This is a genomic window from Blastococcus sp. SYSU D00669, assembly GCF_054050715.1.
In genome coordinates, this window is the sequence record NZ_JBJGZV010000003.1 from 107,754 (window position 1) to 131,314 (window position 23,561).

The 23,561-nt window shown below is 75.4% G+C and carries 27 protein-coding genes; 7 read left to right on the top strand and 20 right to left on the bottom strand.

The window, feature by feature from the left end; all coding sequences use genetic code 11:
* Positions 1-57 precede the first annotated feature (57 nt).
* From mftF to mftE, 4 genes are read right to left on the bottom strand one after another with little or no spacing between them, the layout of a single operon-like run.
* On the bottom strand, positions 58-1,458 hold the full coding sequence (gene mftF / locus ACI8AF_RS03940) for a mycofactocin biosynthesis glycosyltransferase MftF (RefSeq protein ID WP_456538360.1): 1,401 nt from the start codon (positions 1,456-1,458) through the stop codon (positions 58-60).
* Positions 1,455-1,994 (bottom strand): cysteine hydrolase family protein, encoded by a 540-nt coding sequence (locus ACI8AF_RS03945; protein ID WP_456538361.1) that lies wholly within the window; start codon positions 1,992-1,994, stop codon positions 1,455-1,457. Before ACI8AF_RS03945 ends, mftF begins: the two co-directional genes overlap by 4 nt.
* The gene (locus tag ACI8AF_RS03950) at positions 1,991-3,436 is read right to left on the bottom strand and encodes a purine-cytosine permease family protein (RefSeq protein ID WP_456538362.1); all 1,446 of its coding nucleotides are present in this window, start codon (positions 3,434-3,436) and stop codon (positions 1,991-1,993) included. Before ACI8AF_RS03950 ends, ACI8AF_RS03945 begins: the two co-directional genes overlap by 4 nt.
* Positions 3,437-3,482: 46 nt before the next feature.
* The gene (gene mftE / locus ACI8AF_RS03955) at positions 3,483-4,184 is read right to left on the bottom strand and encodes a mycofactocin biosynthesis peptidyl-dipeptidase MftE (protein ID WP_456538363.1); all 702 of its coding nucleotides are present in this window, start codon (positions 4,182-4,184) and stop codon (positions 3,483-3,485) included.
* Between the two features lie 114 nt (positions 4,185-4,298).
* On the opposite strand from mftE, the gene ACI8AF_RS03960 reads away from it, so the two are divergent.
* Both ACI8AF_RS03960 and ACI8AF_RS03965 read left to right on the top strand, forming a co-directional pair.
* The gene (locus ACI8AF_RS03960) at positions 4,299-4,733 is read left to right on the top strand and encodes a VOC family protein (RefSeq protein WP_456538364.1); all 435 of its coding nucleotides are present in this window, start codon (positions 4,299-4,301) and stop codon (positions 4,731-4,733) included.
* Positions 4,734-4,738: 5 nt separating this feature from the next.
* On the top strand, positions 4,739-5,380 hold the full coding sequence (locus ACI8AF_RS03965; RefSeq protein ID WP_456538365.1) for a winged helix-turn-helix transcriptional regulator: 642 nt from the start codon (positions 4,739-4,741) through the stop codon (positions 5,378-5,380).
* A 17-nt stretch (positions 5,381-5,397) separates the two neighbouring features.
* On the opposite strand, the gene ACI8AF_RS03970 is transcribed toward ACI8AF_RS03965, so the two are convergent.
* Positions 5,398-6,174 (bottom strand): methyltransferase domain-containing protein, encoded by a 777-nt coding sequence (locus ACI8AF_RS03970; RefSeq protein WP_456538366.1) that lies wholly within the window; start codon positions 6,172-6,174, stop codon positions 5,398-5,400.
* A 126-nt stretch (positions 6,175-6,300) separates the two neighbouring features.
* On the opposite strand from ACI8AF_RS03970, the gene ACI8AF_RS03975 reads away from it, so the two are divergent.
* On the top strand, positions 6,301-6,789 hold the full coding sequence (locus tag ACI8AF_RS03975) for a pyridoxamine 5'-phosphate oxidase family protein (RefSeq protein WP_456538367.1): 489 nt from the start codon (positions 6,301-6,303) through the stop codon (positions 6,787-6,789).
* On the opposite strand, the gene ACI8AF_RS03980 is transcribed toward ACI8AF_RS03975, so the two are convergent.
* The 4 genes from ACI8AF_RS03980 to mftA form a co-directional block, all read right to left on the bottom strand.
* Positions 6,786-7,031, bottom strand: coding sequence for a hypothetical protein (locus ACI8AF_RS03980; protein ID WP_456538368.1), 246 nt, complete (start codon positions 7,029-7,031; stop codon positions 6,786-6,788). The two genes, ACI8AF_RS03975 and ACI8AF_RS03980, sit on opposite strands and share 4 nt — an antisense overlap.
* 144 nt (positions 7,032-7,175) lie before the next feature.
* Positions 7,176-8,390 carry a mycofactocin radical SAM maturase gene (gene mftC, locus ACI8AF_RS03985; RefSeq protein WP_456538369.1) on the bottom strand — a complete coding sequence of 405 codons (1,215 nt, stop codon included), beginning with the start codon at positions 8,388-8,390 and terminating at the stop codon, positions 7,176-7,178.
* On the bottom strand, positions 8,387-8,659 hold the full coding sequence (gene mftB / locus ACI8AF_RS03990) for a mycofactocin biosynthesis chaperone MftB (RefSeq protein ID WP_456538370.1): 273 nt from the start codon (positions 8,657-8,659) through the stop codon (positions 8,387-8,389). The genes mftC and mftB overlap by 4 nt, the downstream gene beginning before the upstream one ends.
* An 8-nt stretch (positions 8,660-8,667) precedes the next feature.
* Positions 8,668-8,793 (bottom strand): mycofactocin precursor MftA, encoded by a 126-nt coding sequence (mftA, locus tag ACI8AF_RS03995; protein ID WP_456538371.1) that lies wholly within the window; start codon positions 8,791-8,793, stop codon positions 8,668-8,670.
* 110 nt (positions 8,794-8,903) lie between these two features.
* Between mftA and mftR the strand changes: the two genes are divergently transcribed.
* The gene (gene mftR / locus ACI8AF_RS04000) at positions 8,904-9,494 is read left to right on the top strand and encodes a mycofactocin system transcriptional regulator (protein ID WP_456538372.1); all 591 of its coding nucleotides are present in this window, start codon (positions 8,904-8,906) and stop codon (positions 9,492-9,494) included.
* Between the two features lie 6 nt (positions 9,495-9,500).
* Here mftR and ACI8AF_RS04005 read toward each other — a convergent pair whose 3' ends face one another.
* Together ACI8AF_RS04005 and ACI8AF_RS04010 are read right to left on the bottom strand one after the other, a co-directional pair.
* Entirely contained in the window at positions 9,501-10,043 is a 543-nt protein-coding gene (locus ACI8AF_RS04005; RefSeq protein ID WP_456538373.1) for a hypothetical protein, read from the bottom strand.
* 42 nt (positions 10,044-10,085) lie between these two features.
* Positions 10,086-11,570, bottom strand: a complete 1,485-nt coding sequence (locus ACI8AF_RS04010) for a bifunctional 3-(3-hydroxy-phenyl)propionate/3-hydroxycinnamic acid hydroxylase (RefSeq protein WP_456538374.1) — start codon at positions 11,568-11,570, stop codon at positions 10,086-10,088.
* Positions 11,571-11,725: 155 nt separating this feature from the next.
* On the opposite strand from ACI8AF_RS04010, the gene ACI8AF_RS04015 reads away from it, so the two are divergent.
* From ACI8AF_RS04015 to ACI8AF_RS04025, 3 genes are all read left to right on the top strand, one after another.
* On the top strand, positions 11,726-12,853 hold the full coding sequence (locus ACI8AF_RS04015; protein ID WP_456538375.1) for an NDMA-dependent alcohol dehydrogenase: 1,128 nt from the start codon (positions 11,726-11,728) through the stop codon (positions 12,851-12,853).
* An 87-nt stretch (positions 12,854-12,940) separates the two neighbouring features.
* Positions 12,941-13,831, top strand: a complete 891-nt coding sequence (locus ACI8AF_RS04020) for an AAA family ATPase (RefSeq protein ID WP_456538376.1) — start codon at positions 12,941-12,943, stop codon at positions 13,829-13,831.
* An 80-nt stretch (positions 13,832-13,911) separates the two neighbouring features.
* Positions 13,912-14,850, top strand: a complete 939-nt coding sequence (locus ACI8AF_RS04025) for a vWA domain-containing protein (RefSeq protein WP_456538377.1) — start codon at positions 13,912-13,914, stop codon at positions 14,848-14,850.
* Positions 14,851-14,863: 13 nt separating this feature from the next.
* On the opposite strand, the gene ACI8AF_RS04030 is transcribed toward ACI8AF_RS04025, so the two are convergent.
* The 9 genes from ACI8AF_RS04030 to ACI8AF_RS04070 form a co-directional block, all read right to left on the bottom strand.
* The gene (locus tag ACI8AF_RS04030; RefSeq protein WP_456538378.1) at positions 14,864-15,898 is read right to left on the bottom strand and encodes an aldo/keto reductase; all 1,035 of its coding nucleotides are present in this window, start codon (positions 15,896-15,898) and stop codon (positions 14,864-14,866) included.
* 24 nt (positions 15,899-15,922) lie between these two features.
* Positions 15,923-17,614, bottom strand: a complete 1,692-nt coding sequence (locus ACI8AF_RS04035; protein WP_456538379.1) for an AMP-binding protein — start codon at positions 17,612-17,614, stop codon at positions 15,923-15,925.
* 59 nt (positions 17,615-17,673) lie between these two features.
* A complete protein-coding gene (locus tag ACI8AF_RS04040) occupies positions 17,674-18,120 on the bottom strand; it encodes an MOSC domain-containing protein (RefSeq protein ID WP_456538380.1) in 447 nt (148 codons plus the stop codon).
* Positions 18,121-18,248: 128 nt separating this feature from the next.
* Positions 18,249-18,917 carry an ATP-dependent Clp protease proteolytic subunit gene (locus tag ACI8AF_RS04045; protein WP_456538381.1) on the bottom strand — a complete coding sequence of 223 codons (669 nt, stop codon included), beginning with the start codon at positions 18,915-18,917 and terminating at the stop codon, positions 18,249-18,251.
* Positions 18,914-19,180 carry a helix-turn-helix domain-containing protein gene (locus ACI8AF_RS04050; RefSeq protein ID WP_456538382.1) on the bottom strand — a complete coding sequence of 89 codons (267 nt, stop codon included), beginning with the start codon at positions 19,178-19,180 and terminating at the stop codon, positions 18,914-18,916. The genes ACI8AF_RS04045 and ACI8AF_RS04050 overlap by 4 nt, the downstream gene beginning before the upstream one ends.
* A 43-nt stretch (positions 19,181-19,223) precedes the next feature.
* The gene (locus ACI8AF_RS04055) at positions 19,224-20,345 is read right to left on the bottom strand and encodes an XdhC family protein (protein WP_456538383.1); all 1,122 of its coding nucleotides are present in this window, start codon (positions 20,343-20,345) and stop codon (positions 19,224-19,226) included.
* Positions 20,346-20,404: 59 nt separating this feature from the next.
* A complete protein-coding gene (locus ACI8AF_RS04060) occupies positions 20,405-21,535 on the bottom strand; it encodes a vWA domain-containing protein (RefSeq protein ID WP_456538384.1) in 1,131 nt (376 codons plus the stop codon).
* Positions 21,528-22,439 (bottom strand): AAA family ATPase, encoded by a 912-nt coding sequence (locus ACI8AF_RS04065; protein ID WP_456538385.1) that lies wholly within the window; start codon positions 22,437-22,439, stop codon positions 21,528-21,530. The genes ACI8AF_RS04060 and ACI8AF_RS04065 overlap by 8 nt, the downstream gene beginning before the upstream one ends.
* A gap of 120 nt (positions 22,440-22,559) precedes the next feature.
* Entirely contained in the window at positions 22,560-23,408 is an 849-nt protein-coding gene (locus ACI8AF_RS04070) for a DUF2382 domain-containing protein (protein ID WP_456538386.1), read from the bottom strand.
* Positions 23,409-23,561 lie beyond the last annotated feature (153 nt).

The following is a 23,561-nucleotide window of genomic DNA, read 5'->3' on the forward strand; positions in this document are numbered from 1 at the left end:
ATCGTGACCTGTGGACGACGTTTCCACCAGCGCCCGCCGGACGGGCGAATCCGCCGCTCAGAAGCGCGGTGGCGCGGTGGGCAGCAGGGCGCGGGCGTCGCGTGCCCGCAGTGCGCCGGCCCACAGCCCGGCGCCGTAGGCGAGGTCCTCCAGCCGCCGGGCGGCGGCGAACGGCAGCAGCGCCGCCTCGGACCGGTGCGGCCACCACCCCTGGACGGCGTCGAGCGCGGCCACCGCCGGCACCAGGCGCCGCGCCCGGCGCGACACCAGCGCGGCGCCCACCGCCAGCGGCCAGTGGTGGCGGGTGACCGCCCGCGCCAGCGTCGCCCCCGCCGTCGCCGTCCCGCGGAGCACGAGCCCGGCGGCGAACGCCCACGGCACCGGCTCCCCCGGCCGCGCCAGCCGGCGGGCCAGCCGGGCCGACGCCCCCGCCACGATGCCGGCCGCCGGCAGCGGGCGGCCGGCCAGGAGCAGCGCCCAGGCGGCCGCCGACCACGGCGAGACCACCAGGGGGGAGACGACGGCGCCGTGGCGGGCGGCCAGCGGCGCGGCCCCGGTGCCGTAGAAGGCGCGGCGGCGCAGCCACGCCGCGGGCGCGGAGCGGTGGTCGTGCGCCACCTGCGCCGCGGGCTCGTAGCGCACCCGCCAGCCGGCCGCGGCCAGCCGCCAGACCAGGTCGACGTCCTCGGCGACGTGCATCGCCTCGTCGAACCCGTCGCCGAGCGGTGCGCGCCGGGCCAGCAGGGCCGCGCTCGGCACGTAGGAGACGGCCGACAGCGGGCGCACCGGCGCCGGCCGCGGCCCCATGTCGAGCGCGCTGGCCACCGCCTCGTACCGGCTCAGCCACCCCGGCCGGTCGACCGGCAGGGCGACGATCCGCGGTGCGACCAGCGCGAGCCGGGGGTCGGCGAGGTGCGGGGCGAGCGCGGCGAGCCAGCCGGGCCGGGGGACGCAGTCGGAGTCGAGGAACGCGACGGCGGCCGTCGTCGCCGCGCGCAGGCCGGTGTTGCGCGCCGCCGCGGGGCCGCGGGCGGTCGCGTGCCGGACCACCCGGGCGCCCGGGGCGACGACGGGGGTCGCCGAGCCGTCGTCGACCACGAGCACCGGGACCCCGGCGGTCCCGGGGTCCGCGCGCAGCGCGGCGAGCAGCCGGGCCAGCTCCGCCGGTCGGTCCCGCACCGGGACGACGACGGTGACCTCGTCCGGGCGCCGGGGCGGCAGGTCGGGGTGCGCCGCACCAGCGTCGAGCAGCCGGGCGGCCAGCTCCGCCGTCGCCGCGTCGCGCACCTCCAGGCGCTCACCCGCCAGCAGGGCGCGGGCCCGCGGTGAGAGCCGGAGCAGCCGCAGCGGCGAGCCACCGAGCAGGGCCGTGCCGCCGTCCCGCCGCCGGACCGCCGGGTCGAGCCGGACCGCGAACCCGTCCGGCAGCCGCGCGGCCGGCGGGGTGCCGACCGTCATCGCCCGGCGAGCACCTCGTCGGTGGTGCGCAGCTCGACCAGCGGGGCGTACAGCGACATCACCCGCAGCGCCCGGTCGTGGTCGTCGTCGCTGGACCCGGCGCAGGCGTCGGTCACCACGCGCACCGGGACCCCCGCATCGGCGGCCGGCAGCACGGTGGAGATCACGCAGCAGTCGGTGGCGACGCCGGTGACGGTCAGCGGGCCGCTGCCGACGATCTCGGCGAGGTCGGGGCCCCACTTGCCGAAGGTGGTGACGTCGAGCACCTGCGCCGCGCCCGGGTCCTCGACCAGCCGGTAGAGCTCGGCGTCCGGGGGCTGCAGGGCGAAGGGGTACTGCTCGTAGTAGTCCTCCCAGGCGCCGACCGGCTCCTGCGGCGCGACGAACCGGGTGAAGACGACGCAGCCCTCGAAGGCCTCCACCAGCCGGCGGATCCGCGGCCGCACCTCCTCGAACCGCGGCGTCGTCCAGGGCGAGTCGGGGTCGCCGAAGACGTGCTGCAGGTCGACGACGACGAGCCAGCCCGGGGGCTTCACACGACCTCCTGGGAGCGGACGGCGGAGCGGCGCAGCGCGAGCGTGCCGAGCAGGCCGACGAGGAAGGCGGCCAGCACGCCGAGGTTGGCGAAGGCCCAGTCGCCGGTCTTCCCGCCCAGCCCGAACGGGCCGAGCAGGTAACCCTGCCAGTCGAGCCAGCCGGCGTAGGTGTTGGTGACCAGCCCCCAGCCGAGCACCGTGCCGACGAGCAGCAGGACCAGCGGCACCGGCTGCACGCTGCCGTAGCGTCCGCGGGCGTCGAACAGGTCGGGCTCGGCGTAGGCGCGGCGCCGCAGCGCCAGGTCGGCCAGGAAGATGCCGCACCAGGCCGCGATCGGGACGCCCAGGGTGATCAGGAAGCCCTGGAACTGGAAGAAGAAGTTCTCCGCCACGAAGACGACGAACACGGTGCCGGCCACCATGAGCGCGCCGTCGATGCCGGCGGCCACCGGCCGCGGCACGCGCAGCCCGGCGGCCAGCAGCGAGAGCCCGGACGAGTAGATGTCCAGCAGCGCGCCGCCGATCAGGCCGAGCACCACGACGACGAAGAACGGCACCAGGAACCAGGTGGGCAGGATCGTGCCCAGCGCGCCGATCGGGTCGAGGGCGATCGCGGCGGAGAGCTCGGGGTCGGAGCCGGCCAGCAGCAGCCCGGCGAGCAGCAGGAGCACCGGCGCCAGCGCGCCGCCGAACGTCGTCCACCCGACGACGCCGGCGGTCGACGACGAGCGGGGCAGGTAGCGCGAGTAGTCGGCCGCGGCGTTGACCCAGCCGAAGCCGTAGCCGGTCATGGCCAGGGTCAGCGCCCCGACGAACGCCGCCGTCGACCCGCTCGGCGCGGCGGTGACCGCCGACCAGTCGACCTCGCCGAGCACGAGCCCCAGGTAGACGACGGTGAGCACCCCGGTGACGACGGTGATGACCGTCTGCATGCGGATGATCAGGTCGAAGCCGAGCACGCCGCCGACGACGACCAGGGCGGCGACGACCAGCAGCGCGATGACCTGGGTCGGCGTCCCGCCGCTCCAGCCGAGCTCGCGGAAGACCGTCGAGGTCGCGAGCGTGGCCAGCGAGACGAGCACCGTCTCCCAGCCGACGGTGAGCACCCACGACAGGACGGCGGGCACCCGGTTGCCGTTGACGCCGAAGGCCGCGCGGCTGAGCACGAGCGTCGGGGCCGAGCCGCGCTTGCCGGCGATCGCGACGAGGCCGCAGAGCAGGAAGGAGACGACGATGCCGACGACGCCGGCGATCAGCGCCTGCCAGAAGGAGATGCCGAAGCCGAACAGGAACGACCCGTAGGCCAGGCCGAGGACGCTGACGTTGGCGCCGAACCACGGCCAGAACAGCTGCCGCGGCGTGCCCTTGCGCTCCTCCTCGGCGATGACGTTGATGCCGTTGGTCTCGACGGTCACGCGCGGGGTGGTTGCCTCGACCGCCATGTCCGCCGTCCTCTCCTGGGAAACGCCCCGATCCCGACGCGGAACCCTAGTCCCCCGGGCGCAGCCGGCCGCTGGCGTCGACGTCCCAGGCGGCGACGGCGGCGACCAGCCGGTCGGCCAGGCCGGCGAGCAGCTCCGCGCCCTCTCCCGCGGAGGCGCCGGCGGGGTCGCCCAGCACGCCGGTGGGGCTGACCGGGCGCACGCCCTCGACGCGCAGGCGGGGCAGCAGCCGCTCGATCGGCAGCGTCGCGCCGGCCACCGCCCGGTCTCCCAGCACCCCCTCGGGTTCCACGTGCAACATCAGCGACGTCTCGGTGCGGCCCGCGTGCGCGTCGCCGTCCGGGACGGCGCACGGGAACCAGGCGACCTCGCGGCCCTCGTACCGCAGCACCCGGCCGGCCGCGCCCAGCGCCTCGAGGTTGCCGCCGTGGCCGTTGACGATCAGCACCCGCCCGGCCCAGCGGCAGGCCGAGCGCCCGTACTCGACGAGCAGCCCGGTCAGCGCCTCGGTGCCGAGGGAGACGGTGCCGGGGAAGCCCTCGTGCTCACCGCTGGCCCCGTAGGCGAGGGCCGGCGCGAGCACCGCGCCGTCCAGCCGGTCGGCGGCGGCCTCGGCCACCGCCCCGGCCACCGCGGTGTCGGTGGTCAGCGGCAGGTGGTGGCCGTGCTGCTCCACCGAGCCCAGCGGGACGACGAGCAGCGGCGACTCCGGGACGTCGGGCCAGACCAGGCCGTCCAGGGTGCGCACCCGGCCAGCCTAGGGAGGCCTCGCGGGCTGCCGGCCGGGGTCCTGCCTTGACGTCGCACTTGCTTTTCGCAAGTGTGACCGTCCACGAGCCGGACCCACGAGAGGGAGCGCGCGATGCCCGCGATGTTCGTCAACCTGCCGGTGGCCGACCTGGAGCGCGCGAAGGCGTTCTACACGGCGCTCGGATTCACCATCAACCCGCAGTTCACCGACCACAACGCGGCCTGCGTCGTCGTCGAGGACGGCCACAACTACTTCATGATCCTGGTGCGCGAGTACTTCCAGACGTTCACCGACCTGCCCATCGGCGACCCGGCGGTGAGCCCCTCGGTGTCGGTCGCGCTCTTCCTCGACAGCCGGGACGACGTCGACCGGGCCGTCGCCGACGGCCTCGCCGCGGGTGGCTCGGAGCCGCGTCCCGCCGCGGACTACGGCTTCATGTACCAGCGCCAGCTCACCGACCCCGACGGCAACGTCCTCGAGTTCGGCTGGATGGACCCCGTCGCCGCCGAGCAGGGCCCGGAGGCCGTCGTGCCGCAGCAGGCCTGAGGTCGGTGGCCGCGCGCGACTACGGGCAGTACGACGGCGTCACGCGGGCCCTGGAGCTCGTCGGCGAGCGCTGGGCCCTGCTGATCGTCCGCGACCTGCTCGTCGGGCCGCGCCGCTACGGCGAGCTCGCCGCGGGCCTCCCCCGCGTGCCGAGCAACATCCTGGCGGCGCGGCTCAAGGAGCTGCAGGCGGCCGGCGTCATCCGCCGGGCGCCGCGCTCGCGGGTCGTCGTCTACGAGCTGACGCCCTACGGCCGCGAGATCGAGCCCGCGGTGCTGGCGCTCGGCGCCTGGGGCTTCAAGGCGCTCGGCGACCCGCGGGAGGAGCAGATCATCACCCCCGACTCGATGACCATGTCCCTCCGCACCGCCTTCCGGCCGCAGGTGGCGGCGGAGCTGCCGGCGACCGCGTACGCGGCGCACGTGGGGGCCGCCGAGCTGCTCGTCCGGGTGGACGGCCCCACGCTGGACGTGGCGCGCGGCGCCGGGCCGGCCGACCTCGCCTTCGCCGCGGGACCGGGCATCCACCGGCTCATCTCCGGCGCGCTCGCGCCGGACCGCGCCATCGCGACCGGCGTGGTCGAGGTGCTGCGCGGGCCGGGCGACCTCCTCGGCCGCTTCGCGAGCACGTTCCACCTGGCCGCCTGACCGCGGCCGCCCGGCGACTACCCGGCCGTGGCGAGGAAGCAGTAGCGGTTCACGCTGAAGAGGTAGTCGTCCTCCGCGCCGCGCGCCCGCAGGTCGGCCCACCAGGCCTCGACGTCCGCCTGGGTCAGCCCGTGCCGGCCGACGACGAAGCGCCCGATCGTCCCCATGGTGTGCGCGCTGTAGGTGTCCTCCGCGTACCTGGTGTTGAACAGCGGGATCAGGTGCCGCCCGGTCACCCGGAAACCGGCGCGCCGGAGGTGTCCCGGCAGGGTGCACGGCAGATGGGCGTGCACGAGGTGCTCCTCCCAGGCGGCCATGACGCGGCGGTGCCGGTCGCGATCGGCGGCGTGCCAGACCACGGAGTCCCAGTCGGTGTCGAGGACCAGCACGCGGCCACCGGGCCGCAGCACGCGGCGCAGCTCCGCCAGGGCCCGCGGGACGTCCGCGACGTACTCGTAGACCTGGGTGGACACCGCGGCGTCGAAGGCGCCGTCCGGGTACGGCAGGTCCAGGGCGTCGCCGTCGTCGATCCGGACCCACGGCCGCGTCGCGACCAGCTCCCGGGCCAGGGCGTTCATCGGCGCGCTCGGGTCGAGCCCGTGGACGGCGCCGCCCGCGCCGACGGCGTCGGCCAGCGACGCCACGAGGAAGCCCGGTCCCGACCCCACGTCCAGCACGCGCTCCCCCGGCCGGGCGGCGAGCAGGGCGAGCACCTCGGCGCGCTGCCGGACGACGTCCGGGGTCGAGTACGTGCGCTGGATCCGGCGAGCGCCGTCCTCGTCGAAGGGGAGCATCGACCCGCCTCCCTCCTGACCACCCACCGCTGCGCTCCAGACTGGCCGAAGGACGTTCCCGCGGGAACGTCCCCGAGCGTCGGGGTCCTGGGTGTCGGGGCGCCGGCCGCCGGGCAGGAGGGGGGCATGGTTTCCGAAGAGACGACGAAGGTGGCCGAGCTGCTCAAGGACGAGCGGTTCGGCCTGTTCACCACGATCGCGCCCGACGGCACGCTGATCAGCCGCCCGATGGCGATGCAGGAGGTCGAGTTCGACGGCGACCTCTGGTTCTTCGCCCAGCGCAGCTCCCGCAAGGTCGCCCACGTCACCGGCAACCCGCAGGTCAACGTCTCGACGTCCGGCAGCTCCAGCTGGGTGTCGCTCACCGGGCACGCCGTGGTGGTCGACGACCTGGAGAAGAAGCGCACGCTCTGGAACTCGGTCGTCGAGGCGTGGTTCCCCGACGGCCCGGAGGACCCCGACGTCGTCCTGCTGCGGGTCGAGGCCGCCTCGGCCGAGTACTGGGACTCCCCCGGCGGCCGGGTGGCGAGCGCGATCAGCTTCGCGAAGGCGAAGCTGACCGGGCAGGCCTACGACGGCGGCGAGAACGAGCGGGTGGAGCTGCGCGGCAGCTAGGCCGCCGACTCGGACTGCGCCTGGCGCGGCGAGCCGTCCTGCGCCCGCATCGCCTGCGCGAACGCCTCGAGGCTGGCCGCGCCGCTCGCACCGCCGCAGGTCAGCGAGGCGAGCAGGTTGCCGAGCAGCCCCGACCGGTCGGCCACGATCCGGATCCGCCCGATCTCGACCACCAGCCCCAGGAGGTCGAGGCGCAGGCCGTCCGGGATGTCGAGGATCACGCACTCCACCGGCGTCGTCATCGCAGGCACTCCCCTCCCCCCGTGTCCGAACCAGATACGGAAGAGTTTCGGTCGCATGCACCGACGCCGCGACCGGGGAGCCGCGCCGGCAGGCACCGGCGCGGCGCGCCGGTCACCCGCTGCACCGGTCCGGGCAGACCCCGGTCAGGCCATCCCGGCCAGCGGCGACTCGTCGCAGATCTTGACCGGGACGGCCGGCATGCCCAGCAGGGTCGGCTGGCCGCGCACCGGACCGGTGTGCGAGTGGTCGAGGTGGCTCCGCGGCGTTCCGGTGGCGGCGTCGCGGGCGGCGAGCGCGGTCTCGCCGTAGCCCTGCACGCACTCGGGGTCGGGGCCGTCGAGCGGCAGGCCGGTGAAGAACTTGGCCGCCATGCAGCCGCCCCGGCAGGCGTCGAAGTGCCCGCACTTGGCGCAGGCGCCGCCCGTCTGCGGGCTGCGCAGCTCGGCGAACAGGTCGCTGTGCTGCCACACCCGCTGGAAGCCGCCGGGGTCGCGGACGTTGCCGGCGAGGAACTGCTCGTGGATGGCGAACGGGCAGGCGTAGACGTCGCCGACCGGGTCGATCAGGCAGACCACCCGCCCGGCGCCGCACAGGTTCAGCCCGGGCAGCGCCTGCCCGTAGGCCGACAGGTGGAAGAACGAGTCCCCGGTGAGCACGCGGTCGCCGTTGGCCAGCAGCCACGCGTACAGCTCGCGCTGCTGCTCCTGGGTGGGGTGCAGCTGGTCCCAGACGTCGGCGCCGCGGCCCGACGGGCGCAGCCGGGTGATCCGCAGCTGGGCCCCGTACCGGTCGGTGAGGGCCTTGAACGCGTCGAGCTGGCCGACGTTCTCGCGGGTGACGACGACGGAGACCTTGAAGTCCTTCATCCCGGCCTCGGCCAGGTTCTCCAGCGCCTTCGTGGCGGTGGCGAACGAGCCGGTGCCGCGGACCCGGTCGTTGACCTCGGCGGTGGCGCCGTCGAGGGAGATCTGCACGTCGACGTAGTCGGTGGCCGCCAGCTGCGCGGCGCGCTCGCGGTCGAGCTTGACGCCGTTCGTCGAGAACTTGACGCCGACCTGGTGGTCGATCGCGTAGTCGAGCAGGTGCCAGAAGTCGGGGCGGACCGTGGGCTCGCCGCCGCCGACGTTGACGTAGAAGACCTGCATCCGTTGCAGCTCGTCGACCACCGCCTCGGCCTCGGCGGTGGACAGCTCGCGCGGGTCCCGCCGCCCGGAGGAGGACAGGCAGTGCACGCACGCCAGGTTGCAGGCGTAGGTGAGCTCCCAGGTCAGGCAGATGGGCGCGTCGAGCCCGTACTCGAACTGGTCGATCAGCCGGCCACCGGTCGGCCGTTCGCGGGAGGGCAGGACGGCGGTCATGCGCGCACCTCGATCATCTGGGAGCGGGCGAGGTCGGCCAGCGCCCGCTCGTAGGCCGGCCGCTGCGGCTCGGCGACGCCGCAGGCCGCCAGGGTCGCGGTCGCGCTGGGGTGGTCGGCCAGCGACTCCACCACCGCCACCAGCTGCTTCGACTTCAGGAACGACAGCTTGCGGTTGCCGAAGTGGTAGACCAGCGCGCCGAAGGGCTCGGGCCGCAGGGCCACCGACCGGGCCCGTTGCCAGGGCAGACCCGGGTCGAACTCCTGCACGGGAGTGCTCAGTAGACGCCGCACATGCCGTCGATGGAGACCTCCTCGACCAGCGACTCCTCGACCAGGGTCTCCTCGGCCGCGGGGGCCTCCACCTCGGTCTCGACGTCGGGAGCGGTCGTCGGCTCGGGCATGCGGGCCTCCAGGAGCGGTGGGACGGGGGTCGGTGCGGACGCTAGTGACACCGGGTGCCACGGGCAAGCGGAGGTACGGCTGCGGGCCGTGGTGGCGCAAGATGGCTGCCGTGACCGAGCCCTGGGGGGACCCGCGGGAGGAGACGCGTGCCCGCATCGAGCAGGCGGCGCTCGACCTCTTCACGCTCAAGGGGTTCGAGCAGGTCACGATCGACGACGTCGCGGCCGAGGCCGGCATCGGCCGGCGGACGTTCTTCCGCTACTTCGCCACCAAGGCCGACGCCGTCTGGGGCGACTTCTCCGGCCACGTCGCCCGGCTCGACCGGTTGCTGGCCGCGACCGACGCCGCGGCACCGGTGCTGGCCGGCATCTGCGCGGCCTACGTCGAGGTGAACGACTACGCCGACGCCGACCTGCCGCTGCTGCGCGAGCGGATGCGGCTCATCCTCACCGAGCCCGCGCTGCAGGCGCACTCGCAGCTGCGCTACGCCGAGGTGGACCGGGTCGTGGCCGAGCACGTCGCCCGCCGCACCGGGGGCGAGGCCGAGGACCTGCTCCCCCGGCTGGTGGCGACGACGACGCGCGCGGCCGCCACCACCGCCTTCGAGGTGTGGCTGGCCGACGGCCGGACGAGCCTGGCCGACGACCTCCGCGCCGCGTTCGGCGAGCTGGCCGGCGCCTTCCCGACGCTCCGCGGGTAGCGCGGGTCAGGCCTTCTCGGCCAGCCCGCGGGCCACCTCGGACGGGCGCTGCTGCTCGCCCGCGTAGGAGCTGACGACGACCAGCGCGCCGGTGAGCGCGGGGACGACCCACTGCAGCTTGTCGAGCTGCTCCTGGGCGGCGGCGATCTCCCCGCGCGCCCGCTTGGAGGGCTTCGTGCCCTTCTTCGACGGGGTGGCGCCGCCCTGCGACACGACCTGCCCCAGCGACCGGCTGTAGGCGGTCACCCCCAGCGCCGCGACGGTGAGCACCGTCTTCGCCAGCGACATGCCGGCGGCCCCCTGCTGGCGGGCCACCCGCGTCCGGTTGCCCAGCAGCTGCCCGACGCTGCCGACGAGGTGGGCCCCGATGGCGGCGGCGTTGACCGGCGTCCACCGGTCCCAGCCGGCGTTGGCGACGGCGCCGGTGGCCGAGGCGCTGCCGGCCTGGGCGGCGGCCTCGTTGAGCGCCACGGCGTTGGCGAGCGTGCCGCCGAACCAGGCGGCGAGGCCGAGGTCGTGCAGGGAGCGGGAGAGGGTGTTGCGCGCCATGGGGAGCCTCGTCGGGGGGTCGGGGATGAGGATCGCCCCCACCTACCCCTCCTCACGCCTCCCAAGCGGATGGCGCGCAACCTTCCTCCGGGCCGGCCGGCTCGCCGCGGCCACCACGCGGTCGGGGCGGACCAGCACCGAGCGCCCGCGCAGCCACGCCGCCAGCTCCGGCACCCGCACCACCCGGGCCGGCTCCCCGGTGGGCGGCTCCAGCACGGGTCCGCCGTCCGCCGTCACCACCGCCCAGCCGTCGCCGAGGACGTCGTCCAGGCGGCGGGGCGCACCGTCCACCGTCACCAGGGGCTGCGGCAGCAGCCCGCCCACCGGCGAGCCGACCGCGACCCGGGGACGGCGGACCAGCGGCCCGCGGCGCAACGGCGGGGTGCGGCTGCTGCGCGCGAACGCCCCCACCAGCGGCAGCCGGCGGACCACCGCCAGCACGGCCCGGCGGATGGCCGCGGCGCCCCGGCCGCCGCCGGTCATCAGCAGCCCGACGAGCTGGGCGATCCGGATCAGTGCCCGGGTGTGCGGCTCGCGCTCGGCCTGGTGGGTGTCGAGCAGCGCGTCCGTCGCCGCGCCGCCCAGCACCGCGGCCAGCTTCCAGGCCAGGGAGTGCACGTCGCGCAGCCCGAGCCCCAGACCCTGGCCGACGAAGGGTGGGGTCAGGTGCGCGGCGTCGCCGGCGAGCAGCACCCGGCCGCTGCGCCAGCGGTCGGCCACCTGCGCGCGGAAGGTGTACTCCGCCGTCCGCTCCACCGCGACCGGCCCGGCGCCGTAGGGGGCGAGCAGCTCGTCGATCCGCCCGGCCAGGTCGGCGGCGCTCTCCCCGGGCGCCAGGCGGAACTCCCAGCGGTGCCGGCCGCCGGTCAGCGGCATCAGGGTCGCGGCCCGCCGCGGGTCGCAGACCTGGTGCACACCCGGCCAGAACGGCGTCGCCGGCCGCGCCCGGACGTCGACGACGAACCAGCGGTCGGCCGGCCCGAGGTCGCGCATGCGGGCGCCGGCGAGCGTGCGGACGGTGCTGTTCGCGCCGTCGCAGCCGAGCACGAACCGCGCCGTGACGGACCCGTCCGGCCCGGCGTCCCGGCCGTCGACGTCGAGCACCACCGCGTCGTCCTCGTGCCGCAGGCCGCTGACGTCGGCGCCCCAGCGCAGGTCGATCCGCGGCGAGGCGGCGACGGCGTCGAGGAGCGCCGCCTCCAGGTCGGGCTGGTGGAAGAGCACGCCGGCCGGCCAGCCCAGCGGCCCCGGACCGGGGTCCCGGGCGAACTCGGCCAGCACGCGCAGGCGGGCGTCGAGCAGCCGCATCCCGGCCAGCGGCTCGGTGCGCGGCAGGAACGCGCCGGCGACACCGGCGTCCTGCAGCACGCGCAGCGCCTCGTCGCCCAGGTGGACCGCCCGCGGCAGCGGGTAGGGGGCGGCCTGCCGGTCGAGGACGACGACGTCGACGCCGCGCCGGGCGAGGAGCAGGGCCGCCGTCAGCCCCACCGGCCCGGCGCCCACCACGACCACCGGGACGACCGCCACCGGCCCAGTCTGACCGCCGCCGCCGGCCAAGGTAGCGCCGACGTTGCACCCGGCTTCCACCGCCTGTGACGGGGGTCATACGGTGCGGGTCAGCCATGCGCGCTCGCGCATGCCGGTCAGGGCCCTCGACGACGAGGGCGACGAGGAGGTTCCCTGTGCCCGTAGAGACCCGCGGCGCGATCATCCGTGAAGCGCCCGGCACGTTCGAGGTCGTCGACCTGCTCTCCGACGACCCCCGCCCCGGCGAGATCCAGGTCAAGCTGGCCGCCTCGGGCATGTGCCACTCCGACGACCACCTGGCCACCGGCGACATCCCGGTCGCGCACTACCCGATGTGCGGCGGCCACGAGGGCGCCGGCGTCGTCACCGCGGTCGGGCCGAACACCAAGGGGTACAAGGAGGGCGACCACGTCGTCTTCTCGTTCCTGCCCGCCTGCGGCAAGTGCCGCTGGTGCGCCAACGGCATGTCCTACCTGTGCGACCTCGGCGCCGGCCTGCTGGTGGGCGCCCGCTTCGACGACCTGGAGAGCTTCCGCTTCGAGACCTCCGACGGGACGCCGGTGGCCCAGATGTGCGGGCTGGGCACCTTCGCCGGCGTGACGACGGTGAACGCCGAGTCGGCGGTGGTGATCCCGCAGGACATCCCGCTGCAGGTCGCCTGCCTCACCGGCTGCGGCGTGGGCACCGGCTGGGGCTCCTCGGTGCAGGCCGCCAAGGTCCAGCCCGGCGAGACGGCGATCATCATGGGCATCGGCGGCATCGGCATCAACGCCGTCCAGGGCGCGGCGCACGCCGGCGCCAGCCACGTCATCGCCGTCGACCCGGTGCCGTTCAAGCGGGAGAAGGCGATGGAGCTCGGCGCCACCGAGGCGTTCGAGACCATCCAGGAGGCCGACGAGTTCGCCAAGAGCGTCACCAACGGCCAGGGCGCGGACAAGTCCATCGTCACCATCGGCGTCACGACCGGCGAGCACGTCGCCCAGGCCTTCGCCGCCACCCGCAAGGCCGGCACCGTCGTCGTCACCGGCCTCGGCAACATCGCCGAGGTCGGCCTGCCCATCTCGATCGGCGAGCTCACGCTGTTCGCCAAGGAGATCAAGGGCGCGCTGTTCGGCGACTCGAACCCGCACACCGACATCCTGCGGATGCTGCGGCTCTACCAGGAGGGCAAGCTCAAGCTCGACGAGCTGGTCACCAAGACCTACACCCTCGACGAGGTCAACCAGGGCTACGAGGACATGCACGCCGGCAAGAACATCCGCGGCGTCATCGTCTACGACTGAGCCACGATCAGCGGAGCTGATCCCAGCGCCTCCTCCCTCGCGCTGCAGCGTGGGGGAGGAGGCGCTGACGTGAGGGAGGATGGCGGCGTGCCCACCACGACCGCGTCGCGGCTGGACGTCGCCGGCATGGTCCGCGTGGCCCGGGAGCGGGTGGTCGCGCGGCTGCGGGAGGCCGAGGTGGTCGCCGCCGCGCTCTCGGCCGGCCGCAACGTCGTCCTCGAGGGGCCGCCGGGCACCGGCAAGACCACGCTGCTGCGCGCGCTGGCCGACGGCACCGGCGTCCCCCTCGTCCTGGTCGAGGGCAACGCCGAGCTGACCCCGACCCGGCTGGTCGGCCACCACGACGCCTCCCGGGTGCTCGCCGAGGACTACCGCCCCGAGAACTTCGTCCCCGGCCCGCTGACCCGGGCGATGACCGAGGGAGCGCTGCTCTACGTCGAGGAGTTCAACCGGGTGCCCGAGGAGACGATGAACGTCCTCCTCGGCGTGCTCTCCGAGCGCGAGATGCACGTGCCGCGCTACGGCCGGGTCGCCGCCCGGCCCACGTTCCGGCTGGTCGCGGCGATGAACCCGTTCGACGCGGTCGGCACCGCCCGGGTCACCCCCGCGCTGTACGACCGGTCCTGCCGGGTCGCCATGGGTTACCAGGACGAGGACGCCGAGCTGGCCGTCGTCGCGGCGGTCACGGGCGCCCCCGCCGGGCTGGTGGCGCGCGCGGTCCGGGCGGTGCGGATCACCCGCGACCACCCCGAGCTGCGCATCGGCGCCTCGGTGCGCGGGGCGATCGACACCGTGCTCATCGCCCGGGAGCTGGCGGTGGTGCGCGGCAGCGAGGAGGTGGACGAGGACACCGGCCTGGACGCCGCCCTGGCCGCGCTCACCGGCAAGGTCACCCTCGGCGACGGCGTCGCCCGCCCGGTCGAGGCCGTCGTCGCCGACATCTGGCGCCGGGCCGGTGAGGAGCCGGGAAAAGCCTGACGCCGGAGGAGCCGCAGCCCTCCGGTCCGCCGCCGGGGACCGCGCCCGGCCCTCCGCCCGGCGGCCGCTCCGCGCCGCGGGTGGTCGAGGACCCCGCCGAGGTGGAGCAGCTGCTCCGGGACTCCGCCGCCCGTCGGGCCAGCCGTGACCAGCTCTCCCGCAGCAACCCCGACTTCGACGCGATCTCGCCGTCGGCGGGCGAGCTCGACGCCGCCGCCGTCGCCGAGCTGGCCGCGCGAGACCCCGACGCCGCGGCGCGCGTGCTGGCCGAGGCCTCCCGCGCGTTCGACCCCGCGCTGCGGGCCGCCGCCCGGGCGCTGGCCGCCCGGCTGCCGGTGGGCAGCCCGCGGACCGGCGTCGCCGACCGGCCGGGCACCAGCCGGGTGGTCACCCGCCGCGACCCCACGGGGGCGGACGTCGACCTGGACGCCAGCCTGGCCGCCCGCGGCGGGGACCCGCACTGGCGGGCGGCGCACGTGCACACCCGCGGCTGGCGCTCCACCGGGCGGGCGGTGCTCCTGCTGGTCGACGCCTCCGGCTCGGTGGCCGGCGACGAGCTCGCCACCGCCGTCCTGACCGCCTCGGCGCTGGTCTCGCGGATGCGGCCCGGGGACGAGCTGGGCGTCGTGGCGTTCTGGTCGAAGGCGGTCGTGCTGCGGCCGCTGTCGGCCGACCCGCGGATCGACCTGGTCGTCGACCGGCTCTGCGACCTGCGCGGGCACGGGACGACCGACCTCGAGCTGGGCCTGCGGACCGCGGCGGCGCAGGTGGCCCGCTCGCGTGCCGCCGACCGGCAGGTGCTGCTGCTCTCCGACGGGCTGGCCACCGAGAGCCCCGATCCGCTCGGCGCCGCCTCGTCGCTCGCCCGCGTGCCGGCGCGGCTGTCGGTGCTGGCGCTGTCGGCGGAGGAGGACGCGATGGCCTCCTGCACCGCGCTGGCCGGGGCCGGGGGCGGGCGGGTCGCCCCGCTGCACCGGCCGTCGCAGGCGCCGGCCGCCGTCCGCGACCTGCTCGGCTGACCCCGGCCCCGGTCTAGCGACCGCCCTCGATCCTGCGGTCCCGCTGCTCGATCCCGGGACCGCCGTACGGGTAGTCGGCCGGGGCCGGGTCGCTCGCCTCGTCCAGCCGCGCGGTCTCCTCGGGGGAGAGGTGCAGGCCGGCGGCGCCGAGGTTGTCCTCGAGCTGCTCGAGCGTGCGGGCGCCGAGGATGACCGAGGTGACGGCCGGCCGGTCGACCAGCCAGGCGAGCGCGACCTGCGCCATGGAGCACCCGCGGTCCCCGGCGACCGCGCGGACCGCGTCGACCACGTCCCAGGTGCGCTGCAGGGTGCTGCGCCGGCCGTAGGCCTCCACGCCGCGCTCCGGGTTCTCGCCGAGCCGGGTGGCACCGGTGGGGCGCTCGTCCTGCCGGTACTTGCCTGTCAGCCAGCCGCCACCCAGCGGGGACCAGGGCAGCAGCCCCAGCCCGTTGGCCGCCGCCGCGGGCACGATCTCCCACTCGATCTCCCGGACGAGCAGGTTGTACTGCGGTTGGAGGGTCACCGGGACGGTCAGGCCGCGGTGCTCGGCGACGTCGACGGCCCGCTGCAGCTGCCAGCCCAGGAAGTTGGACAGCCCGACGTAGTGGATCTTGCCCGCCCGGACGGCGTCGTCGAGGAACCGCATGGTCTCCTCGAGCGGCGTCCACGGGTCGTGGGCGTGCACCTGGTAGAGGTCGACCCGCTCGACGCCGAGGCGGCGCAGCGAGCCGTCGAGCGCGTCCGCGAGGTGCCGGCGGGACAGCCCGACGCCGTTCGGTCCCTCCCCCATCGGGAAGCGCCCCTTGGTCGCCAGGACCAGGCGCTCCCGGACGCCGGAGCCCTGCTTCGCCAGCCAGCGGCCGATGATCTCCTCGCTGACCCCACCGGAGTACACGTCGGCGGTGTCGACGAGCGTGCCGCCCACCTCGAAGAACCGGTCGAGCTGGGCGTACGAGCCCTCCTCGTCGGTCTCCCGCCCGAAGGTCATCGTGCCGAGGGTCAGGGTCGAGACGGCGCAGCCGCTGCGGCCGAGGGTGCGGTACTCCACGGTGAGCACCCTCTCCCCTGCGGTTCAGCCGCGCAGCTCGGGGAAGTCGGTGTCGGCGAACTCGGTGCCGCTGCCCTCCGGGGCCAGCCGCTCCTCGCGCTCGCGCAGCTCGACCCGGCGGATCTTGCCGCTGATCGTCTTGGGCAGCTCGTAGAACTCGACCCGGCGCACCCGCAGGAACGGCGCCAGGTTCTCGCGGGCGTGCTCGAGGATCGAGAAGGCGGTCTCCCGGGTGGGCTCGTGCCCCGGCGCCAGCGCGACGTAGGCCTTGGGGATCGCCCCGCGCACCGGGTCTGGCACCGGCACCACCGCGGCCTCGGTGACCGCCGGGTGCTCGATGAGCACGCTCTCCAGCTCGAACGGGCTGATCTTGTAGTCGCTGGCCTTGAAGACGTCGTCGGTGCGCCCGACGTAGGTGATGTAGCCCTCGGCGTCGCGGCTCGCGACGTCCCCGGTGTGGTAGTAGCCGCCGGCCATCGCCTCGTCGTTGCGCTCGGGGTCGCCCTGGTAGCCGGTCATCAGCGACAGCGGCCGGTCGGACAGGTCGAGGCAGATCTCGCCCTCGTCGGCCTGCTCCCCGGTGATCGGGTCGACCAGGACGACGGGGACGCCGGGCAGCGGCCGCCCCATGGAGCCCGGCTTCACGACCGATCCCGGGGTGTTGCCGACCGACGCCGTCGTCTCGGTCTGCCCGTAGCCGTCGCGCAGGGTCAGCCCCCACTGGGCCTTGACCTGCTCGATGACCTCGGGGTTGAGCGGCTCCCCGGCGGCGACGGCCTCCCGGATCGCGCCCGGCCCGCCGGAGAGGTCGGCCTTGATGAGCATCCGCCAGACGGTCGGCGGCGCGCAGAAGGTGGTGACGCCGTCCTCGCGGATCCGGCCGAGCAGCGCCGCGGGGTCGAAGCGCGCGTAGTTGTAGAGGTAGATCGTCGCCTCGGCGATCCACGGGGCGAAGAAGCAGCTCCAGGCGTGCTTGGCCCAGCCGGGCGAGCTGATGTTCAGGTGCACGTCGCCGGGCTGCAGCCCCAGCCAGAACACCGTGGACAGGTGGCCCACCGGGTAGCTGACCTGGGTGTGCTCCACCAGCTTCGGGCGGCTCGTCGTCCCGCTGGTGAAGTACAGGAGCAGCGGGTCGCCCGGCAGGGTGCCGGGGTGGCCGGGCGGTTCCTCGCCGGCCTGCGCGCTGTCGGCGTAGGCGAGCCACCCGGCCGGCGCCTCCCCCACGGCGATCCGCGTGTAGTCGCCGGCCACCCCGTCGAACTTCCCGGCGTCGGCGGCGTTGACGACGACGTGCCGGGCCCCGCCCCGCTCGATCCGGTCGGTCAGGTCGGCCGGGCCCAGCGCGGTGGTGGTCGGCATGATCACCGCACCCAGCTTCATCACCGCGAGCATCGACTCCCAGAGCTCGACCTGGTTGCCGAGCATGAGCACCACGCGGTCGCCCTTGCCGACCCCCTGCGCCCGCAGCCAGTTGGCCACCTGGTCGGAGCGGCACACCACCGCGTCGAAGGAGTAGCGGGCGGCGCGGCCGTCCTCCTCGACGATGTGCAGCGCGGTGCGCTCGCTGCCGCGCGCGTAGGCGTCGAACCAGTCGACCGCCCAGTTGAACGGCCCGTCGAAGGACGGCCAGCGGAACTCGGCGGCCGCCTTGGCGTGGTCGCCGCGCAGGGCGAGCAGGGAGTCCCGGGCGGCGCGGTAGACCTCGGTGGCGGACATGGCTCGTCCCTACTCCCCCGCGCTCCCGACCACCAGCCCGTGCAACGTCGCGTGCAGCGTCAGCGGGGGCGGTGGGGCAGCAGGCGGTGGACCTCGCCGGCCCGGACGGCGTCGAGGGGGACGGCGGAGCGCAGGACGGCGGGCCCGAGCCGCAGCACGCCGTCGGACAGCGCGGCGCACCGGACGCCGGCCCGCCCGCGCAGCCCGCGGTGCGCCCCGGGGGTCAGGACGACGTCGAGCCAGGCGCACGGGTTCGCCGGACGACCGCCGCGCAGCCGCACCTCCCCGGCCCCGCAGTCGAGCGAGAACTCCCGCCCGCGAAGGGCCTCGACCTCGGCCCCGCGCAGGACGACGTTGCGGCGGGCGAGCAGCGCGTCGGGGACGGGGACCCCGAGGTCGGCGGCGAGCGCGTCCACCGCCTCCGCGGCCAGCACGGTGACCGCGGCGTCGCGGTGCGCGGCCTGCCCGAAGTAGCGGTCGCCGACGATGCCGAGACCGGCGCGCACCTCGAGCTCGGTGCGCCGGTCGCCGTCCTGGGCCGGGACCGTCGTCCCCGGCCGCCCGTCGTAGCGGTGCTCCGGCGAGGCGAGCAGGCCGACGACCTCGACGTCGTACCGGTGCGCGAGGTCCCCGGTCAGGGGTCGACCAGCCCGTACTCCCGGGCCTCCTCCGCCGACAGCAGCCGCCCGGCGCGCATGTCCTCGGCGATCCGCCCGGCGTCCCGGCCGGTGGCCGCGGCGAGCCGCTCCTGCAGCCGGCGCAGCTGCCGGGCGTGCTCGGCGGCCAGCGCCTCGACGTCCCCGGCCGGGCCGCGGCGGGGGGCGCGCGGCTCGGTCAGCTGGAACACCGCGTGCGCCCCTGCGGCCCGCCGGTCGCAGACGGCGAGGACGACGACGCCCACCCCGCGCAGCGCGCCGAGGGAGGTGGCGTGCACGGGTGCGCCCATGAGGTCGAGGGCGTCGACCAGGGTGAGCGCGGCCTCGACGTCGGCCCCGACCCCGGAGAGCCGCAGCTGCACCGGCCCGTCGCCGGAGGAGTCGAGCAGCGCCAGCTCGGCGACGGCCCGGTTGACCGCCTCGTCGTCCAGGTCGCCGGAGAGGGCCACCACGCGCTGCTCGAGCAGCCGCTCGGCCAGCCAGTCCCCCGCGCCGACGACGACCGACATCGACGTCGACGGCCCCGGCGCGGCGGGGCGGGGCGCCGGCTGCCAGGGCGTGCGCGGGTACTCCGGTGGTCCGGGCGGGAAGGGCGGCTGCGGTGGCCCCGGCGGGACCGGCGGCCAGGTGCCTGCGGGTCGGCTCACGGCGACTCCTCGGACGGTCGGACCTGCCACTCGACGGTGCGGCCCAGCGCGGCCGCATAGCGCTCGAGGGTCGACAGCCGGGCGTCCAGCTCGCCGCTCTCCAGCCGGGCGACGGCGGACTGCGAGGTGCCCATGCGCGCGGCGATCTCGGTCTGGCTGAGCGCGCTCTCCCGGCGGGCGCGGACCAGCTCCTCGATCAGCTCGCGCCGGCGCTCACCCCGGTCCTCCAGACCGGGGAAGCGGCTGCGGCGCACCGGCGGCATAGCGGAAACGGTATACCTCGTCCGCTATACCGGCCACCCGGTCCTACCGCTCGGCGGTGGGGTGGATGGGGCCCTCCGTGCCGGACAGGCGCTCGCCGGAACCGCCCCAGCGGCCGGCGATGATCTCCGCCGCGATCGACACCGCGGTCTCCTCCGGCGTGCGCGCCCCCAGGTCGAGCCCGATCGGCGAGGACAGCCGGGACAGCTCCTCCTTGGACAGGCCCGCCTCCTCCAGCCGCGCCAGCCGCTCGTCGTGCGTCCGCCGCGAGCCCATCGCACCGACGTAGGCGACCGGCAGCCGCAGCGCGACCTCCAGCAGGGGGACGTCGAACTTCGGGTCGTGGGTGAGCACGCAGAGCACGGTGCGCTCGTCGATCCGGCCGGCGTCGACCTCGGCCTGCAGATAGCGGTGCGGCCACTCCACGACCACCTCGTCGGCGTCGGGGAAGCGCTTCGGCGTCGCGAACACCGGCCGCGCGTCGCAGACGGTCACCCGGTAGCCCAGGAAGGAGCCGACCCGGGCGACGGCGGCGGCGAAGTCGATGGCGCCGAACACGACCATCCGCGCCGGCGGGGCGAAGGAGTTCACGAACAGCTCGAGCTCGTCGCCGCGGCGCTCGCCGTCGTGGCCGAAGTGCAGCATCCCGGTGCGCCCGGCGGCGAGCATGCCCCGGGCGTCGGCGGCGACGGCGTCGTCGAGCCGCTGCAGCCCGAACGTGCCCGACGCGCGGTCGGGCCAGAGCACCATCCGCCGGCCCAGCCGGTCCTCCGGCCCCTTCACGCAGGTCACGACGGCGACCGGCTCGTGCCGGTCCACCGACTCCTTGACCTCGCCCAGCTCGGGGAACGACTCCCGCGACACCGCCTCGACGAACACGTCGAGGATGCCGCCGCAGGTGAGGCCGACGGCGAAGGCGTCGTCGTCGCTCACCCCGTACCGCTGCAGGACCGGCTCCCCGGTCTCGACGGCGTCCTTGGCCTCCTCGTAGACCGCGCCCTCGACGCAGCCCCCGGAGACGCTGCCCACCGCCGTCCCGTCGGGGCCGACCAGCATGGAGGCGCCGGCCGGCCGCGGCGCGGAGCGCCAGGTGGCCACGACGGTCCCCATGCCGACGGTCTGCCCCGCCTGCCACCAACCGACCAGGTCGTCGAGCACGTCACGCATCGCCACTCCCCTCGGAGTCCCAGGACCGCATTCTCCGCGTCGTGGGACTCCACAACGTCTCACGCACGGCCGATCACTCCCGACAGCTCCTCGAACGCGGCCAGGCTGTGGCCGGACACGAAGTGGTCGATCGACGGCAGCGCCGCCTGCATGCCGCCGGTCAGCGGCTCGTAGCCCTCGCGGCCCTTGTGCGGGTTGACCCACACCACGGCGTGGGCCAGCCGCCGCAGCCGGGCCATCTGCTCGCCGAGCAGCTCGCTCCCGCCGCGCTCCCAGCCGTCGCTGCAGACGACGACCACCGCGCCCCGGGCCATCCCGCGCTGCCCCCACCGGTCGAGGAACGCCTTGAGCACCTCGCCCAGCCGCGTACCGCCCGACCAGTCGGGGATCGCCGAGCCGCTGGCGGCCAGCGCCTTGTCGGGGTCGCGCAGCCGCATCTCCCGGGTCACCCGGGTCAGCCGGGTGCCGATCGTGAACACCTCGGTCGAGGACGGGCGGGCCCGGACGGCGACGTGCGCGAACCGCAGCAGGGCGTCAGCGTACGGGCTCATCGAGCCCGAGACGTCGACCAGCAGGACGACGCGCCGCGGTCGGGGCGCCGCCCGCCGGTGCATCAGCCGGGTGACCTCGCCGCCGTCGCGCAGGGCCCGGCGCACCGTGCGGGCCGGGTGGACGGCGCCCAGCGGGTTGGGCCGCCGGCGCCGGGAGGGCCGCATCGGCGAGGCCGGGCGGAGCAGCGTGAACAGCCGGCGCAGGTGCTCGCGCTCGGCGATGGTCAGCTCGGAGACGTCCCGGTGGCGCAGCACCTCGGCGGCGCTGGCCTGCGCGGCCAGCTCGGAGGCGTCGTCGCGCTGCTCCCCCTCGCCGGAGCCGACGTCCAGCGGCGCCATGGCCGAGACGATCTCGCGGTCGCGCGGCGCCCGTGGTGCCTGGCGGGGCCGGTCGCCGCCGAACCAGGCGGAGAACGCGGCGTCGTAGCGGTCCAGGTCGTCCGGTCCGGCGCACAGGGTCAGCCGGCCGGCCCAGTAGACGTCGGTGGCGTCGAGGACGTCGAGCGAGCCGACGGCGGCGAGCATCGCCTCCACCCGGTCCGGCGAGGCGGCCACCCCGGCGGCGCGCAGCGTCCGGGCGAAGCCGAGCAGCGTGTCGACGACGTCCCGGCGCTCCGCCGTGCGGGCCGCTTCAGCCACCGAACAGCGCCCCCCGCACCATCGAGTGCACCCGCTCGGTGTCCTCGCGGTACTTGAGGACGGCGCCGAGCGTGCGGGCGGCGACGTCGGGGTCGAGGTCGCGGGCGCCGAGGGTGTGCAGCGCCGTCGCCCAGTCCATCGCCTCGGCGATCCCGGGCGGCTTGAGCAGGTCCAGCGTGCGCAGCTTCGCCGTCGCCCGGGCCACCTCGCGGGCCAGCTGCTCGGTCACCTGCGGCAGCCGGCGGCGCAGGATCGCGACCTCGCGGTCGAAGTCGGGGTGCTGCAGCCAGTGGTAGAGGCAGCGGCGCTTGAGCGCATCGTGCACCTCGCGGGTGCGGTTGCTGGTGAGGATCACCAGGGGCGGCTGCACCGCGCGGATGGTGCCCAGCTCCGGGATCGAGATCGTGAAGTCGCTGAGCACCTCGAGCAGGAACGCCTCGAACTCGTCGTCGGCCCGGTCGACCTCGTCGACCAGCAGCACGGACGGCGAGTCCTCCAGGGCCTGCAGCAGCGGCCGGGCCAGCAGGAAGCGGCGGTCGTAGAGCGAGGCCTCGAGGGCGTCGGGGTTGTCGTTCGCGTGGGCGGCCTCGGCGGCGCGCAGGTGCAGCAGCTGGCGGCCGAAGTCCCAGTCGTAGAGCGCCTGGCTGGCCTCCAGGCCCTCGTAGCACTGCAGGCGGTAGATCGGCCGGCCGGTCACCTCGGCCAGCGCGTGGGCCAGGGCGGTCTTGCCGACGCCGGCCTCGCCCTCCAGGAACAGCGGGCGGTGCATCACCAGCGCCAGGTACGCGGCGGTGGCCAACCCCTCGTCGGGCAGGTAGCCGGTGCTCTCGAGGGCCACGGCCAGCTTCTCCGGGCTGGAGAGGTCGGACGGCAGGTCCTGGGTGGCCAGGGTGGGGTCGGTCACGTCCCGAGCATCCCACCGCGGGGGATCCGGGGCCGGACGTGGGAACGGTGGCCGGCCGAGTCTGGTCCTCGGCCGGCCACCGTCGTCAGTGGTGCGGCGCCGATCGCGCCGCGAGCGGCGTCAGAGGCGCCGGTCGGTGTCCCGGACGCCGTCCACCTCGATCTCCTCCTTGCGGAGGTCGGCGGAGACGGTCTCGGTGTCGGTGACGGTCTCCTTGTCCAGGCGGACGCGCTCGACCGGGACGGCCTCCGTCTCGGCCACGGCGCGCTCGGCGCGGAGGGTCACCTCGTGCTCCTCCTCGCTGATCGCCGGCCCGTCGAGGGCGTTGCCGATGTTGGCGTCGGTGATCGGCTCGCGCTCGACCCGGACCTCCTCGCGCGTGACGGGGACGGTCTCGGTGACGTTCTCGCTGACGACGTACTTGCGCAGCCGGGCCCGGCCGATCTCCTCGGAGCGGGTGCCCACGTTGAGGCGCTCCTCCGACCGGGTCATGGCGTTGTCGGTCGTCGGGCCGGAGGTGTCGTGACCGACCGTGCCGGGGGCGTCGGCCACCCCGCCGGTCGCCATGCCCGTGGTGGCCATGCCGGTGGTGGCCATGCCGGTGGTCGACTCGGTCGTCATCCCGGTGGTCTGGGTGGTCTCGTAGCCGCCGGCAAGGGAGTCCATGCCGTAGTAGCGGTAGAGCTCCTGCTCCTCCTGCGGCGACAGGTGGCCGTCGGTGTCGATCTTCGGGGCGTCCTTCACCTGGTCCTTGCTCACCGGTACGCGGACGCCGTCGTCGGTCAGGTCCGCGTTGCGGATCGGGACGAAGGACTCCTTGGTGCCGAACAGGCCGGTGCGGACCGTCAGCCACTCGGGCTGACCGCTCTCGTCGTCGAGGTACACCTCCGACGCGGAGCCGATCTTCTGGCCGGACTCGTCGTAGACGTCGCTGCCGATCACGCGGCTGATGGTCTCGGTGCCGATCATCGTCGTTTCGCGCTCCCATCTGAGCTCGGGGTCTCGTTTCGCCCCGATGGGTGACCGGACGCCGCGGGCCGAAACGATCTCGTCCCGAACTTCCCCCGGAGCCGGGCGCGTCGGCGGACGCCGCGGGAAGCGGTCGACGCGGACGTCACGTCG